Here is a 13,235-nt window from a genome sequence, read left to right on the forward strand (position 1 = left end):
GTATTGGCATATTTAATTTTACCGGCTAAATGGTGTTGATTTCTCCAGGAATCCGACAACACCCACCGCTGAACAACGATAAAATATCGGTCACAAATCCTAAGCAGAACCCGTTCAGTGGATGGACTGAACCGTCCGCGCTTGCCATCAGTGTCAGCGGTGCTGTACGGGACAAGACCGGATCGGGACTATCAGAAATCCGTCGCGAGGCGTGGAGCCAGGTCGTCGGACCAGTGGAACTCGCCGTCGTAGATGACCGGCAGTGAAGTCCGGTTCAGCGCCGCAACTAACTCGCTTCTGTTCAGCGAGTGGCTCGTCTGCTCGCCGTTCAGCGCGGTGCTGTCGTCGAACGGTAGCCGGTAACTCTCCCCGGGGCGCTCCGGGGAAACGACCGTACACCGTACGTCGAATCCCGCGTCACTCTCCGAGAGCCAGACCACCGCTGGCTGTGCAGGACTGGGCATAATCGAGTAGGTCCCGTCACCGACGACCGCGTAGTCCTTGCACATCATTATCCGCCGTCGGGCGAGTTCCAACGCTCGCTGGATGCTGAATCCGTTACTGAGTAGGCGCGCGAAGGTGGTACCGACCAGCGCGGCGTGCTTGTCCAACACGTCGGTCAGTGTCACCGCGCCGGCAACCGCGCCCTGGCTCACGAGATCCAGCCCCTCGTCGTAGGAGCCACAGGCGTTCAGGAAAAACGTCTGCGTCCGAGCGTTCGACAGCGACGACAGCGCCAGGTTGCCGTCCGGACACCGCAGGCCCGCGTCGTCGCAGTGGCCGATGAAGTGGACGAAGTCCGTCGGCTGTTCGAACACGTCGGCCAACTCGCTGACCGACAGCGACTCCCTGACTCGCACGTCCATCGGGAGATCAGCCGCCCGGTATATCTCGGTGACAGCGGTGTGTTCGTCGGCCATCTCCTCGTCGTTGAGGACGACTGCGACCCGCTGGTCGTTGCTATCGCGTGTCTGACACCGATAGCGGTTCACGTACGCTTCAGGCAGCGTCTTGCACGCGTCAATCGGGTTTCCGAGGGCGAGCCAGGTGTGCAGTTGGCCTTCGCGTAAAGTCGGCTGGATGATCGGCGGCCGTTCGGCTGCCCCGCGACTCAGATACGAATCGGCAAGCGTCCTGTCAAGCAGTTCCTCTCGGTCGAGCTGGGAGCTATCCGGCAGATAGATGAGGCTGAGCCGGTCGAGCAGGAAGGGCAGACTCCTGACTCGCTCCGGCTCCGGCGAGACGTACGTCGAGAGGGGCCACTCCGGCAAGATAGAGTTTACGGCTTCATCGGAGACATCGACGTACCGTTCGAGCCGTCCAGCCGGCGACAGTGACCGGACCGTGTCCGGGTCCAACGAGAGCGCCGACGAGATGCGGCTCCCGCTCTCGGTGGGATCGACGCGTCTGACCTGGCAATCCAGGTAGAACACCTTTCGGAGCAGGGCCGCGACCCCCTCCTGTAGCGACGGCCACGCGTCGAAGGAGACGCGGACCGACCCGTCCTCGGTCGTCAACAGTGCGGAATCCCGCGGTTCGACGACCACCTCGGCCCCGAGATAGTACGCAAGCGGTGCGCTGACGAGTAGTTCCGCCTCACACTCCGGCACGTGGAGTGTGATACCGGTATCAGGGCGGTTCTGCCGAACAGTTTCGGGAATACGCGTCGTTTCACCGGTCGTCACTATCGGCGGATGCCCGCGGAGTTCCGGATGCGAGCGGGACGGCTTCATTGTGTAATGGGCGCCGCTCAGATGCGTGATCGCTGTTGCGATCCCCACGGGTGTCGCGGGGACCTGCAGATGCGGCCGCTCCGCGTTCGTCTCCCAGACGAATCCGAGCGTAACGCTCGTCCACTCGTGGAAGGCAATAACGGACGTGGTGCCGGCCGAATGGATCGATGCGGGACCGTCGAACTTGACGTGCATCCGAACGTCGTCGTCGATATCCAGCGGTGAGTCTCCGTCGCTCCCCGCGGCACGGGCCTGCATCGTCAGGAGATACGTTCCCTCTTGTAGCGTCGTCGGCGGGTCGAAAGTGTCGTCGCCGCCAGTGTCAACACGAGTTACCGTCGCGTCCACCGCTGGCAGCGCTAGCTCGGTGATGTTCCCCCGATAACAGTCGTCGACACGGTGTGGTAACTGTTCGCCGTCAGTAGCTTTTCGACTGTGTAACTGGCGCACCAGTGCGGTCGGGTCGACCGTTTCCCCATCCCAGTCCGGCGTCCCATTGCCGGCCCGGTCCACCCGCTCGCCTGTCACCCCCCAGGCGACCATGTATCATCATGTGGAACGGTATCCGATATATATGTATGGGTGACAGAACCCGGCCGCTTTCGCATCGCCGGGACTGTTGCCAAGGCGTGCCAGCATGTCACAGGCACGGACCCAAAGGGTAGATTATTGTCCTGCCGGTCCTGACCCGGATACATGAGCTACGAAACCGTGCGAGAAACGGACCCGGCAGTCGCAGACGCCCTGGAGGGCGAACGAGGCCGGCAGAACGACACGCTGGCGATGATCGCCAGCGAGAACCACGTCAGCGAAGCGGTGATGGAAGCCCAGTCGTCGGAACTGACGAACAAGTACGCCGAGGGCTACCCCGGCGAGCGCTACTACGGTGGCTGTGAGTACGCCGACGACATCGAGGAACTCGCCATCGACCGCGCGAAGGAACTGTGGGGTGCGGACCACGTCAACGTCCAGCCCCATTCCGGTTCGCAAGCGAACATGGGCGTCTATCTCGGCGTGCTCGAACCCGGCGACAAGATTCTCTCGCTTGATCTGACCCACGGCGGGCACCTCTCCCACGGCCATCCGGCGAACTTCGCCGGCCAAGTGTACGAGGTCGAACAGTACAAAGTCGACGAGGAGACCGGCTACATCGACTACGAGGGCCTCCACGACCACGCCGAGGAGTTCGACCCCGACATCATCGTTTCGGGCTACTCCGCATACCCGCGTGAGGTCGACTTCGAGCGGATTCAGGAAGCCGCTGACGCCGCCGACGCTTACCACCTCGCGGACATCGCTCACATCACTGGTCTCGTCGCTGCCGGCGTCCACGAATCGCCCGTCGGCGTCGCTGACTTCGTCACCGGCTCGACGCACAAGACAATTCGCGCCGGCCGCGGCGGCATCATCATGTGCGACGAGGAGTACGCCGACGACATCGACAACGCCGTCTTCCCTGGCTCGCAGGGCGGCCCGCTGATGCACAACGTCGCCGGCAAGGCGGTCGGCTTCGGCGAGGCGCTTTCCCCCGAATTCGAGCAGTACGCCCAGCAGACCGTCGACAACGCCGTCGCCCTCGGCGACCGACTCCAAGAGCACGGCCTGGACCTGGTCTCGGATGGGACGGACAACCACCTCGTGCTCATTGACCTTCGGCCGTCCCATCCCGACACGACTGGCAAGGAAGTCGAGGAAGCACTGGAAGAAGCCGGGATCGTCCTCAACGCCAACACGGTCCCCGGCGAGACCCGCTCGGCGTTCAACCCTTCGGGTATCCGCGCCGGCACGCCTGCACTCACCACCCGCGGCTTCGACGAGGACGCCTGCCGCGAAGTCGCCGATCTCATCTACGAAGTCGTCGACGCTCCCCACGACGACGATGTCGTCGCGGAAGTCAGCGACCGCGTGGACGAACTCACCGACGAGTACACGCTGTACGACTGAACTGATCCGCGAACCAGTTTCGATTCTTTGTGGGACTGCTGCAGCGATCAGTTCCCCGAAAACATATAACTGACAACGGGGTCTATCTCTCCGTATGAGTATCACCCGTGACGAAGAAATTCTCGGTGGTGAGCCCCGAATCGACGGAACAAGGGTCGGGGTTCGCCACGTTGCGACCCGGGTCATCGATAGCGATGCCACACCCGCCCACGTCGCCGATCAGTTCGATATCTCTCTATCACAGGTGTATGAGGCCCTTTCGTATTACTACGCCAACGTGGAGGAGATGCGTGAGTTCGAACGGGCCAACGAAGACGCGTTCGACCGTGTCCGTAAGTCGTCGCTGAAGCCGAAAGAAACGATCCAGTGACGGGAACGCGGATTCTCCTCGACGAACACGTCGGTCGTGTCTTCGAACGACTGCTTCGCGAGCGCGGGCACGATGTCGAACAGGCCAAAGATCAGTTCGGGGAGTACACGACCGACGCCGAACTATTAGAGTGGTGCGGTGAGCACGAGGTCGTTCTGCTAACGAACAACGCGAAAGACTTCGAACGGCTGGCGCAAGCATACGACCACGCAGGTCTTCTTCTTTACTACCAGCAAACGCTACCGGACACTGACCCCGAAGGCTTGGCTCGGACTGTCGACGAAGTGTTCAATCAGTTCGGGTCCGACGGAATCGAAAATGAACTTGTCGACCTGGACGAGTGGTATGAGTGGCTCCACGAGTAACACGGTGTACCGACGACAGCTGAACTCACATGCCACAGATCGGCTGCTCGAACGTCGTACCACGCCGAGTCGGCTTTTTGTATCGTCGGACCGACATCTCGACCATGCCCCGCGTGAGTCGACGGTCTGCCCTCGCTGTCCTCGGGAGTTCCCTGGCTGCGCTCGCCGGCTGTGGTGGGTTCCAGGTTGAGTCCGGTGAAGAAACGAGCACCGACGGTGGCGGTGGGAACCAGCCGACAGAGATCCCTGTGACAGCGGACCGGACCGAACCGCCGGAGGGACAGACGGGCGGCACAACGGAAAACCCGACCACCACTGCACCTGACTTGGATCTCCGGGAGGCTAACGTCGTCGGCGTCGAAATCACGGACGAGAGCGGCGGCGACTATCGCTTTGACGTGACGCTGTATCACGACGATGATGGCGAAGAGGGCTACGCGAACTGGTGGCAGGTCGAGACGCTGGGCGGGGACCAACTCGGCCGCCGAGATCTCCTGCACGCCCATTCGACGGCCCCGTTCACCCGGTCGGAGACGATAGCGGTCCCCGACGACGTGGCCTGTGTGGTGGTCCGGGGCCACGACCAGACCCACGGCTACGGCGGGCAGGCGATGACGGTGGCCGTACCGGGCGGCGCGACACGGGCCATCCAGCAGGGGTCGGAGCGCCAGACGGTCGCCGAATCGGACTGTCCCTGAGCGGGAGCGCGCCAGCCTGTCGCGGCTGACCGAAATCCGGGACGTTCATACCGCGCCGCGCCGCCGTTGTACCTAATGACAGAGATTATCGACGGCAACGCCGTCGCCCAGTCGATTCGGGACGACCTGGTCGCGTCCATCGACCGCCTCGCCGACGCCGGCGAGCGCCCGGCGCTGGCGACGGTCCTGATGTCCGAGGACCCGGCGAGCGAGACCTACGTCTCGATGAAACAGGACGACTGCGAGGAGGTCGGTATCGAGGCCATCGACATCGATATCGACCCCGACGCGGACGCCGCCGAACTGTACGACACCATCGAGGACCTCAACGCCGACGACGATGTCAACGGCATTCTGGTCCAGATGCCCGTCCCCGACCACGTCGAGGACAGGGAGGTCCTGCGAGCTATCGACCCGATGAAAGACGTTGACGGCTTCCACCCGGAGAACGTCGGCCGCCTCGTGGCCGGGAACGCTCGCTACAAGCCCTGCACGCCCCACGGCATCCAGAAGCTCATCGAGAGCGCCAGCGTCGACACCGAAGGCAAGGACGCCGTCGTCGTTGGCCGCTCTGACATCGTCGGCAAGCCGATGGCCAACCTGCTCATCCAGAAGGCACCGGGCGGCAACGCGACGACAACGGTGTGTCACTCCCGCACCGAGAACCTCGCCGAGCGGACGCGCAACGCCGATATCCTCGTCGCTGCGGCCGGCGTCCCGGAGATGATCGACGGGGAGATGATTCAGGAAGGTGCGACGGTCATCGACGTGGGCATCAACCGCGTCGATGCGGATACGGAGAAGGGGTACGAACTCGTCGGTGACGTGGAATACGAGAGCGCCAAGGAGGTCGCGGGCGCGATCACGCCGGTCCCCGGCGGTGTCGGCCCGATGACCCGCGCAATGTTGCTCTACAACACCGTGAAAGCGACGAGCCTGCAACACGACATCGACGTTGCCCTCCCCTGAATGCCGACGCTTGCGGCCTTCGAAGACCGTGACGTACTCACCCGTCGGGTGACCCGTGAAACCGACGCGGCGGGCGTAAACGGGGTCCGCGCCCGTGCCGACCGCGACCTCAACTGGGCGGTCGGCGCGCTCGTCACCGATGCGGCGGGCCGGATGCTGTTCGTCTACGAGGACGGGGTCTGGAAGCTCCCCGGCGGCGGCGTCGAAGCCGGCGAGACGCGCCAGGAAGCGGTTCGGCGCGAGGTGCGCGAGGAGACCGGCGTCGACATCGCGGTCGACGAACTGGCCGCCGTCACCGAGGTCACTGTGACCGACGGCAACCGCGGGGCGACGTTCTTCTTTGGGACCTACCGCGGGACGGCTGAATCGATGTGCCTGGACTCGGACCCCGGACTCGACGGCGAGGCAATCGAGACGGTTGCGTGGCGGGGATCGGTCCCGACGGACTGCTTGGACGAACAGCTGATTCGGCGGATCCGAAATTAGACGGTGTCGTCCTCGATGCCGGCGAGCCAGTTCTCGGCTCTGACGAAGGCGCTCTCGTCGCCCGTGATGTACGACCCCAGGTCCCGGGCCGCGTGGACGAGCCGGTTCGCGTCGGCCGGGTCGACATCGCCGTCCAGCGCCTCGATCCGCTTTCGGTGGTCACGGATGCGTCCGGAGAGCTGTCGCGCGGTGGGGTCCGCGTTGGCGTCCAGATACGTCCGCACGTCGCGCTGATAGCTGTCGACGGCGGCCGCCATCGCCAGGCCGTACGGGACCCGCAGTTCCGAGGGAACTTCCTCGACAGGTGGGCGGTCGCCGTCGTCGGCCCCGCCAAGCAGTTCGTAGAAGTACCGCTCTGCCGGATCGCTGATACGCATCTCCCGGGAGAGGTGCGCGCCGACGTGCTGGAGTTCGACCGCAGCGACGTACGTCTCGGTCAGCGGGCGAAGTTCACCCGCGTCGATGAACCCCCGCTTGCGCGTGTACTCCCGGCAGCGCTCCGCGGCCGCGTCAGCGATCTCGCGTGTCGAGTCCGCGTCGATACGGCTCCGGACCGGCGTCAGGTCGAGCGTGGCCGGTGCGTCGGTGTGTTCGGTGTGTTCGTCGACGCCGACGCTGTGGATGCTCCCACAGTCCGGACAGGCGATGCTCCCCGTCTCGTAGTACCGCCAGCGCGTGCCACAGTCCTGGCATTCGCGTTCCCCGCGGACTTTCATACCCGATGCTGAGGGGGCCGCCCTCAAGATTGTTCCGCGAGGAGCCGCTATTGGATGTATGCGCTCGGAAGACGAGATCCGCGAGCAGTACGAGTTCCTCACCGATCAACTGAACGACGAGGAGATGAACCACGAACGGGTTCGGATGATGTTCACCCACTACAAACGGGCGCTCGGGTGGGTACTCGAGGAAGAACATATCTAGATTAGTTATAGCTTGCATTCGATTGTAATTCGATTACTAACATCTGCTGGACGGGGCCGGTACTTTTAAGTTATTCTGCCCCATTCGATCAAGTGACGCTTCGCTTGGAGGGCCGAAGCGTCAGCGGGGACCAATTCAGGGCGGCAAGCGGTCGCGTTTTTCGCGACCGCTTTCCACTTACTTCGCTGCAACTAACCGTCGAAGAGTGATTTCTCCGGTATCAACAACAGGATGCTGGACGCTACAACTCACTCGATAGAGAGTTCTGTGTCCGTCGCGTTCTCGGGCCACTCCAGTTCGACTTCGATGCTGAGCTCGCCGTCGCCGTTTTCCGGGCCTTCGCGCTCCGCTTTCACCTCAAACTCCACCTGCGATGGCGGCGCGAACGTGGCTTCCTGCCCCCCTGCACTGAGCGTGATCTCGGACCCCTCCTCCAGCGAGTCGGCCATCGTTCGCAAATATGCCGCGACGGCACTGCGATCGAGTACTTGCTCGTTTTCGAACAGGACTGTTTCTACCATACCATTTGTAGGGTACACTGACAAATAATACTGTTGCCATCAGTTTCCGAAGAATGACGCAATACTGACTGTATCATTGAAATATCGTTATGGCAGATTGAGGTGGGTAAGTAGGAAAAATTCGGGACCCTCGAAGAGCGAAAACACGCCAAGTTCTCTGGGCCGATATATTTAACAGTATAGATACTAAATCATTACATACGAGAAACCGATGCACGACTTGACAGGATTCCAGCGTGATCTGCTCTACGTGATCGCTGGCAGGGAGGAACCCCACGGCTTAGCGATCAAGGAGGAACTCGAAGCGTACTACGAGAAGGAGATCCACCACGGCCGTCTCTATCCGAACCTCGATACGCTTGTCGACAAAGGGTTAGTCGAAAAGGGACAGCGCGACCGCCGGACGAACTTCTACACGCTCACGCGCCGCGGCCGCCGCGAGATCGATGCCCGCCGCGAGTGGGAAGATCAGTACGTCGATCTGTAACGAGTCGACGTGCCGCTTGTGCCGAGGCCGTCGTTTGACCCGTAGCTGTGTCTATACCATGCGACGCTGGGTACCGCCGGACCCTACACTTTAGCCTACGCCTGCTCTATCGCAGTTATGTCGACTCTCCTGCAACTGTCCCCGGCGTCGATTCAGGCGACGGTGCTTCGCATCCTGCTTGCGGGAGCGCTCGGAATGTTCCTGGGACTGGAGCGGGAGTGGTCACAGAAGTCGGCCGGTATCCGGACGTTCGCACTGATCAGCCTGCTGGCCGCGGTGTTCACACTGGTCGAGAGCCAGGCCCTGCTCGTGGTCGGTGGCGTCCTGGTCATCGTTCAGGGGATTTTGCTCGCGGTCCAGGGACTCCTCGACGGGGAAGACGGCGAGGGGCTGTCGCTGACCACGTCCGTGTCGATGCTCGTCGCCTACGGCGTCGGCGCGCTCGTCGCCCAGGGATTCATCCTCGAAGGCGTCTCAGTTGCCGTCTTCTCGTCGCTGTTGCTGGTTCTCAAGCGGGAACTTCACTCGCTGGCGTGGGGACTCTCCCGCGAGGAACTGCGCTCTGCGACGGAGTTCGCCATCATCGCCTTCGTCATTTATCCGCTGCTCCCGTCCGAGCCGGTCGAGGTCCCCGGTGGACTACTTGACATCGCTGTGGAGTTGCGGGTCATCTGGCTGATGGTGGTGTTCGTCGCCGGCATCGGGATCATCAACTACGCCATCGTCCAGACCTACGGTGGCCGCGGCATCGCCGTCACCGGCTTCTTCGGCGGCCTGGCGTCGTCGACCGCCGTCGTCGGGACGATGCTCGACCACGTCCGACAGCAGCCCGACGCCACCTCCTACGCCGTGGCCGCGATACTGCTTGCCGATGCGGCGATGGCGCTCCGGAACCTCCTCATTACCGTGTTCTTTACCATCGAACGCGGGATTCTTGTCGAGGCGGTCCTGCCGCTGGGAGCGGTCATCGTCGGCAGTATCGGCGTCGCTGCATACACCGCTGACTGGTCCGAGTCGGTCGAGATGGGACTTGAAAGCCCCTTTTCGCTACGGAACGCACTGACCTTCGGCGGGGTGTTCCTGCTGGTCGTCGTCGGCGGCGGATTCGCGGAAACGCAGTTCGGAACCACCGGACTCTACATCACGTCAGCACTCAGTGGACTGGTCTCAAGCGCGGGCGCGACGACCTCCGCCGTGTTGCTGTACCGCGGCGGCGCTATCGGCGGGCCGACGGCAATGTTCGCTATACTGATCGCCACAGCTGCCAGCATCATGGTCAAAGCGGCGTTGACGGCCCCGGGACCGAACCGCGCCTTTGCCTCCCGTGTGGCGTTCTGGAGTTCGGTGGTCCTGGGTGTGGCGACGGTGCTGGCGCTCGGACTCTTGCTTTAGAACTGGTAGCGCCGGTCGTCGTTGTCCTGGGGCTGTGGGAAGTCGTTCCCGGTCATCTGGTCGAAGGTCATCCCCGAGAGGTACTCGTCGTACGTGCAGTCGTAGCTCGACCGGAGGTGGAAATCCAGCGTCCCGCGGTCAACGGTCGACTGAAACAGCATGTGGACCGCGCGTCGAACGAGTTCGTCCGGGTCGTCGGGATCCAGCGCAACGGACAACATTGCGAGTTCGTTACGCGTCTCGCGGTCGATGGATAGCTCGTACTCGTCGTCGAAGTCGCCGTAAGCTGCTTCGATATCATCCTGTAGATCGTCGAGGGTCATACGAAAGGAGACGACAAGCGCGAGGAAACCCCTTACGACTCGTCTGGAACCGCCATCTCGAATACGAGGGATCCGTGATTCTAAAATATGATAAATTATATCACGGACTAAACATAAGGGCGGGTAGCGGTTGACTACTGAAAACATTCGATCTGATAATGACAGGTGGTGGGGACGAGACCGCGGCGTCAAGCCAGCGTGACGGGGTGACTGAGCGGTTGCGCGGCCTGATGCCGGCGGTGTACACGCGAAACTACGCGGCAAAAGTAGCCGTCGCGCTCGCAGTGATCGCCGTCATACTCGCGGCTGTCGGCTTTGTCAGCTACCTACAGGTACAGGACCGTGTCGTCAGCGACGCGGCGGCGGACCTCGAAGCGTCGGCCACATACCAGGCCAGCGCCATCGAGCAGTGGCGGGCGACGACCGAGGCGGACGCCGTCACTATCGCGGCTGCACAGGTGTACGACACCGGAACAGTCGCGGAAATCAGGCAGTATCTTGCGTCGGCAGCCACGGCGGAGGCGTCACAGGGCCGGTCACTCCATTACGTTTCGACGGTGGAAGGGACTCGGACAATCGTCGCCAGCACTGAGACCGCCTTCGAGGGCCAATCCCCGTCAGCGGTCGAGCCCGCATGGGAGTCCCCGCTTGCGACGGCGATGGACGCGGCCGACACTGGGACAGTGGCGACTTCGACACCCTACGCGGACGGCGACGGCGCTTCGATGGCGTTCGTCGCTCCCGTCTCCACTGGCGACGGTGCCATCGTTCTCGTTGTGCCAGTCTCGTCTGCCCGGTTCCAGGACGGACGTGACGGCTTCGAGACGGCCTTGCTCACTGAGGACGGCGAGCCGCTCATCGGGGAACAGACCGGCTCGCAGCCTATCAGTCAGGACGGCGTTGAGGCCGCTACGGAAGGTCGGACGACGACGGTCGAAACCGAGGGGCGTGTCGCAGCGTACACGCCCGTCAACGGCACGTCGTGGGTGGTGATGACTGGTGGGGAGACACAGTCACTGTACGAGACGAACCGGGCCATCCGCTGGGGGTTCGTCGCTGTCATCGGGACGGCAGTCCTCTCGTTGGCCGTTGCGGGATACCTTCTCGGACGGCATACGATTCGGCCCCTGTTGCGGCTCCGTGACCGGACGCAGGCGATGGAACAGGGTGACCTCGGTGTCGACCTCTCGACGAACCGCCAGGACGAGTTCGGTCGACTGTACGACTCGTTCGGAAATATGCGGGATACGCTGCGGAGCCAGATCCAGCAGGCACAGGCGGCCCGTGAGGAAGCCGAGCGGTCGAGCCGCGAACTCGAACGACAGAACGAGCGACTGGACGAGTTCGCGTCGACGCTGAGCCACGACCTCCGGAACCCGCTGACGGTCGCCCGCGGACACGTCGAACTGCTTGGCATGCAGCTGTCGGACCCTGGGGCGGACCCGGATGACCTCCAGACCCACATCGAGAAACTGGAGGACGCACACGACCGCATCGAGTCGATCATCGACGACGTGTTGACGCTGACAAGAAAGGGCGCGAGCGTCGAGGAGACGGCTCCGGTCCCGCTGGAGGTTGTCGTCACCGAGGCGTGGGAGAACATCGACAACAAGCACGCCAGTATCGAACTCGATGGCAGTCGAACCATCGAGGCCGACCGGACGCGGCTCCTGCGGGCTCTGGAGAACCTGTTTCGCAACGCCATCGACCACGTCGGCCCGGAGGTGACCGTCACGGTCGGACTGACGGATCACGGCTTCTATGTCGCCGACGACGGCCCGGGGATTCCGACCGAGGAAGTCGACGACATCTTCGAATACGGCCACACGACGAGCGAGGACGGGACCGGCCTCGGGCTCTCTATCGTCAAGACCATCGCGGAGGCCCACGGCTGGCGGCTGTACGTCGACACGACCTACCCCGACGGAGCGATGTTCGTGTTCGCGGACGTGTTCGGCGATGACGAGCCGGATTGGTACGGGACGGAGTTCGAGTGGGGCAGTTCGTCGGCCGACGACTGACCGCCACGCACAAATCAGGACAGGGCCAAGGGCGGGTATGACCGACCAGTCGGCAGCAACGGACCACACGGGGAGCCTGCCCGCGGACCCGTCGGCTGTCCAGGACGCGCTCGTGGCGTGGTACGAGGCGGACCACCGCTCGTACCCGTGGCGGGAGACGACTGACCCCTACGAGATTCTCGTCTCCGAGGTGATGAGCCAGCAGACCCAACTTGACCGGGTCGTCGACGCCTGGGAGGACTTCCTGGACCGCTGGCCGACCGCAGCGGCTTTGGTCGAAGCCGACCGGTCGGATGTGGTGGGCTTCTGGACTAGCCACTCGCTGGGATACAACAACCGTGCGAAGTACCTCCACGAGGCCGCCGGCCAAATTATCGAGGACTACGACGGCGAGTGGCCCCGGGACCCCGACGGCCTCAGCGACCTGATGGGTGTCGGCCCGTACACCGCCAACGCCGTCGCCTCCTTCGCGTTCAACAACGGGAACGCCGTCGTCGATACGAACGTCAAGCGCGTCCTGTATCGGGCCTTCGATGTCCCCGACGACGATTCGGCCTTCGAGACAGCCGCGAGCGCGCTCATGCCCGAGGGACAGTCGCGGGTCTGGAACAACGCAATCATGGAACTGGGCGGGGTCGCCTGCGAGAAGACGCCCGACTGTGACGGCGCGCAGTGTCCCTGGCGCGAGTGGTGTTCGGCCTACGAGACGGGCGATTTCACCGCACCGGACGTACCGACCCAACCGGAGTTCGAGGGAAGCCGCCGCCAGATGCGCGGGCGCGTCATCTCGGCGCTCAAGGAGTACGATGGACTGCAACTGGACCAACTGGGTCCGCGTGTGCGCGTTGACTACGCTCCCGACGGCGAGTACGGTCGTGAGTGGCTCCGCGGCCTCTTGGACGATCTCGCTGATGATGGACTGGTCGAGATTGAGGACAGCGACAACGAGACGGTTGCGCGCCTCCAGCGCTGACTGCCAGTGGAACACTGACTTGAACCCCTGTT

General features: G+C 63.1%; 15 protein-coding genes. 11 read left to right on the top strand and 4 right to left on the bottom strand.

Annotated elements, in window-relative coordinates; translation table 11 throughout:
- Positions 1-191 precede the first annotated feature (191 nt).
- On the bottom strand, positions 192-2,276 hold the full coding sequence (locus Harman_RS00370; RefSeq protein ID WP_137681848.1) for a hypothetical protein: 2,085 nt from the start codon (positions 2,274-2,276) through the stop codon (positions 192-194).
- Between the two features lie 153 nt (positions 2,277-2,429).
- On the opposite strand from Harman_RS00370, the gene glyA reads away from it, so the two are divergent.
- The 6 genes from glyA to Harman_RS00400 all read left to right on the top strand — a co-directional run bounded on the left by glyA (position 2,430) and on the right by Harman_RS00400 (position 6,565).
- A complete protein-coding gene (glyA, locus tag Harman_RS00375; RefSeq protein ID WP_137681849.1) occupies positions 2,430-3,677 on the top strand; it encodes a serine hydroxymethyltransferase in 1,248 nt (415 codons plus the stop codon).
- A gap of 94 nt (positions 3,678-3,771) precedes the next feature.
- Entirely contained in the window at positions 3,772-4,047 is a 276-nt protein-coding gene (locus Harman_RS00380; protein ID WP_137681850.1) for a DUF433 domain-containing protein, read from the top strand.
- Positions 4,044-4,412 carry a DUF5615 family PIN-like protein gene (locus Harman_RS00385; RefSeq protein ID WP_137681851.1) on the top strand — a complete coding sequence of 123 codons (369 nt, stop codon included), beginning with the start codon at positions 4,044-4,046 and terminating at the stop codon, positions 4,410-4,412. Before Harman_RS00380 ends, Harman_RS00385 begins: the two co-directional genes overlap by 4 nt.
- Before the next feature lie 104 nt (positions 4,413-4,516).
- A complete protein-coding gene (locus tag Harman_RS00390) occupies positions 4,517-5,110 on the top strand; it encodes a hypothetical protein (protein ID WP_137681852.1) in 594 nt (197 codons plus the stop codon).
- A 75-nt stretch (positions 5,111-5,185) separates the two neighbouring features.
- A complete protein-coding gene (locus Harman_RS00395; protein ID WP_137681853.1) occupies positions 5,186-6,079 on the top strand; it encodes a bifunctional methylenetetrahydrofolate dehydrogenase/methenyltetrahydrofolate cyclohydrolase in 894 nt (297 codons plus the stop codon).
- Entirely contained in the window at positions 6,080-6,565 is a 486-nt protein-coding gene (locus tag Harman_RS00400; protein WP_137681854.1) for an NUDIX hydrolase, read from the top strand.
- Here the strand turns inward: Harman_RS00400 and Harman_RS00405 are convergent.
- The gene (locus tag Harman_RS00405) at positions 6,562-7,281 is read right to left on the bottom strand and encodes a DUF7117 family protein (protein WP_137681855.1); all 720 of its coding nucleotides are present in this window, start codon (positions 7,279-7,281) and stop codon (positions 6,562-6,564) included. The genes Harman_RS00400 and Harman_RS00405 overlap by 4 nt on opposite strands.
- Before the next feature lie 58 nt (positions 7,282-7,339).
- Between Harman_RS00405 and Harman_RS21320 the strand changes: the two genes are divergently transcribed.
- Positions 7,340-7,486: a hypothetical protein gene (locus tag Harman_RS21320; RefSeq protein ID WP_200830802.1), complete on the top strand. Its 147-nt coding sequence runs from the start codon at positions 7,340-7,342 to the stop codon at positions 7,484-7,486.
- 248 nt (positions 7,487-7,734) lie between these two features.
- Here the strand turns inward: Harman_RS21320 and Harman_RS00410 are convergent, their stop codons facing one another.
- Positions 7,735-8,007 (bottom strand): amphi-Trp domain-containing protein, encoded by a 273-nt coding sequence (locus tag Harman_RS00410; RefSeq protein WP_137681856.1) that lies wholly within the window; start codon positions 8,005-8,007, stop codon positions 7,735-7,737.
- A 211-nt stretch (positions 8,008-8,218) separates the two neighbouring features.
- On the opposite strand from Harman_RS00410, the gene Harman_RS00415 reads away from it, so the two are divergent.
- Together Harman_RS00415 and Harman_RS00420 are read left to right on the top strand one after the other, a co-directional pair.
- Positions 8,219-8,494, top strand: a complete 276-nt coding sequence (locus tag Harman_RS00415; protein WP_004518082.1) for a PadR family transcriptional regulator — start codon at positions 8,219-8,221, stop codon at positions 8,492-8,494.
- A 117-nt stretch (positions 8,495-8,611) separates the two neighbouring features.
- Entirely contained in the window at positions 8,612-9,886 is a 1,275-nt protein-coding gene (locus Harman_RS00420; protein WP_200830803.1) for an MgtC/SapB family protein, read from the top strand.
- Here the strand turns inward: Harman_RS00420 and Harman_RS00425 are convergent.
- Positions 9,883-10,209, bottom strand: a complete 327-nt coding sequence (locus Harman_RS00425; RefSeq protein ID WP_137681858.1) for a hypothetical protein — start codon at positions 10,207-10,209, stop codon at positions 9,883-9,885. The genes Harman_RS00420 and Harman_RS00425 overlap by 4 nt on opposite strands.
- 158 nt (positions 10,210-10,367) lie before the next feature.
- Between Harman_RS00425 and Harman_RS00430 the strand changes: the two genes are divergently transcribed.
- Together Harman_RS00430 and Harman_RS00435 are read left to right on the top strand one after the other, a co-directional pair.
- On the top strand, positions 10,368-12,230 hold the full coding sequence (locus Harman_RS00430; RefSeq protein WP_137681859.1) for a HAMP domain-containing sensor histidine kinase: 1,863 nt from the start codon (positions 10,368-10,370) through the stop codon (positions 12,228-12,230).
- Positions 12,231-12,267: 37 nt separating this feature from the next.
- Positions 12,268-13,203: an A/G-specific adenine glycosylase gene (locus Harman_RS00435; RefSeq protein ID WP_137681860.1), complete on the top strand. Its 936-nt coding sequence runs from the start codon at positions 12,268-12,270 to the stop codon at positions 13,201-13,203.
- The last annotated feature ends 32 nt before the right edge of the window (positions 13,204-13,235 follow it).

Origin of the sequence: Haloarcula mannanilytica (genome assembly GCF_005406125.1) — an archaeon.
GTDB classification, from domain to species: Archaea; Halobacteriota; Halobacteria; order Halobacteriales; family Haloarculaceae; genus Haloarcula; species Haloarcula mannanilytica.

Bases quoted from the DNA above. Each gene is read 5' to 3' on its own strand.
- Harman_RS21320 (WP_200830802.1), top strand. From the start codon at position 7,340: ATGCGCTCGGAAGACGAGATCCGCGAGCAGTACGAGTTCCTCACCGAT.
- Harman_RS00430 (WP_137681859.1), top strand. From the start codon at position 10,368: ATGACAGGTGGTGGGGACGAGACCGCGGCGTCAAGCCAGCGTGACGGG.
- Harman_RS00370 (WP_137681848.1), bottom strand. From the start codon at position 2,276: ATGGTCGCCTGGGGGGTGACAGGCGAGCGGGTGGACCGGGCCGGCAAT.
- Harman_RS00395 (WP_137681853.1), top strand. From the start codon at position 5,186: ATGACAGAGATTATCGACGGCAACGCCGTCGCCCAGTCGATTCGGGAC.
- Harman_RS00390 (WP_137681852.1), top strand. From the start codon at position 4,517: ATGCCCCGCGTGAGTCGACGGTCTGCCCTCGCTGTCCTCGGGAGTTCC.
- Harman_RS00400 (WP_137681854.1), top strand. From the start codon at position 6,080: ATGCCGACGCTTGCGGCCTTCGAAGACCGTGACGTACTCACCCGTCGG.
- glyA (WP_137681849.1), top strand. From the start codon at position 2,430: ATGAGCTACGAAACCGTGCGAGAAACGGACCCGGCAGTCGCAGACGCC.
- Harman_RS00410 (WP_137681856.1), bottom strand. From the start codon at position 8,007: ATGGTAGAAACAGTCCTGTTCGAAAACGAGCAAGTACTCGATCGCAGT.
- Harman_RS00415 (WP_004518082.1), top strand. From the start codon at position 8,219: ATGCACGACTTGACAGGATTCCAGCGTGATCTGCTCTACGTGATCGCT.
- Harman_RS00435 (WP_137681860.1), top strand. From the start codon at position 12,268: ATGACCGACCAGTCGGCAGCAACGGACCACACGGGGAGCCTGCCCGCG.
- Harman_RS00425 (WP_137681858.1), bottom strand. From the start codon at position 10,209: ATGACCCTCGACGATCTACAGGATGATATCGAAGCAGCTTACGGCGAC.
- Harman_RS00380 (WP_137681850.1), top strand. From the start codon at position 3,772: ATGAGTATCACCCGTGACGAAGAAATTCTCGGTGGTGAGCCCCGAATC.
- Harman_RS00405 (WP_137681855.1), bottom strand. From the start codon at position 7,281: ATGAAAGTCCGCGGGGAACGCGAATGCCAGGACTGTGGCACGCGCTGG.
- Harman_RS00420 (WP_200830803.1), top strand. From the start codon at position 8,612: ATGTCGACTCTCCTGCAACTGTCCCCGGCGTCGATTCAGGCGACGGTG.